Here is a 1,009-nt window from a genome sequence, read left to right as displayed (position 1 = left end):
TACTTATGATGGAGTCCTAATGTTTAAGATCCTGCTTTTAGAGACGTGGTATAATTTGAGTGACCGAGCCGTTGAAGAACGTATTAACGACTCCATCAGCTTTGGTAAGTTTCTTGACATTGATATGGAACACGTCTCTCCCGATCACAGCACCATTTGCCGTTTTCGCAATGCGATTGTAGAGAAAGGCTTGTGGGATAAACTTTTGAGCCTTCTCAATAAGCAGCTACAACGCCATGGGATTATGAAGATTGAGACGGGAGCATTGGTTGATGCAAGTATAGTTGATAGCCCATATGCCCCCGATGGTTCTGTCAAGATAGAAGTCGCCGAGGATAGAGAGGACACCAGAAGCGAAGAAGCTAAAGAGGAAGAGCGGAGCTATCAAGTAAAAGTGGGTAGCGCGAAACCAGGTGTGGATACTGAAGCTCGATGGGTGGTAAAATGTAAGAAGTTTAGATATGGGTACAAGAAACATGTCTTGACAGACGGTGAAGGACTTGTGCATACCCTTACCACCACATCTGCCAATGTCTCAGACACCACAGAATTTCCAACTCTCATAGAGAAAGGAGCCCTTCAAAAAGGAGTAATGGTATTAGCCGATAAAGGGTACACCTCCAAGACCAATAGAGAACATCTATCTAGTCACGGGCTCAAAGATGGGATAATGAGAAAAGCGACAAAGGGGAAGCCACTTAGTGATAAAGATAAAGAATTCAACCGACAGATAAGCCAGTATCGAAATAAAATTGAGCGTACTTTTGGAAGTATCAGGTGCTGGTTTCACGGAGGGAGGTGCCGATATCGGGGGTTAGCTAAGACGCATGCACAAAATATACTTGAAGCCATTTGCTACAACATCAAAAGAGCTCCCCAGTTATACCTCAATACATTATTGGAAAATGAAGAAGCCTCTATAAGAGGAGCACTTGTTATGAGATAAGTACTAGAAATCCTCTGTAAAAGCTCATATTTAGAGCTTTTACAGAGGAGAATAATCAAAAAA

At 42.5% G+C, this 1,009-nt stretch carries 1 protein-coding gene; it reads left to right on the top strand.

Features of this window, described 5'->3' with window-relative positions:
• Positions 1-946 (top strand): IS5 family transposase (locus IX315_RS09585; protein ID WP_211832390.1); only part of this gene is annotated, 946 nt, incomplete at its 5' end.
• Positions 947-1,009 lie beyond the last annotated feature (63 nt).

The sequence above is a fragment of the Porphyromonas levii genome, assembly GCF_018206105.1.
GTDB lineage: Bacteria > Bacteroidota > Bacteroidia > Bacteroidales > Porphyromonadaceae > Porphyromonas_A > Porphyromonas_A levii.
The sequence above is the reverse complement of the archived record's forward strand: the minus strand, read 5'-3'. Positions and strand labels throughout refer to the sequence as shown.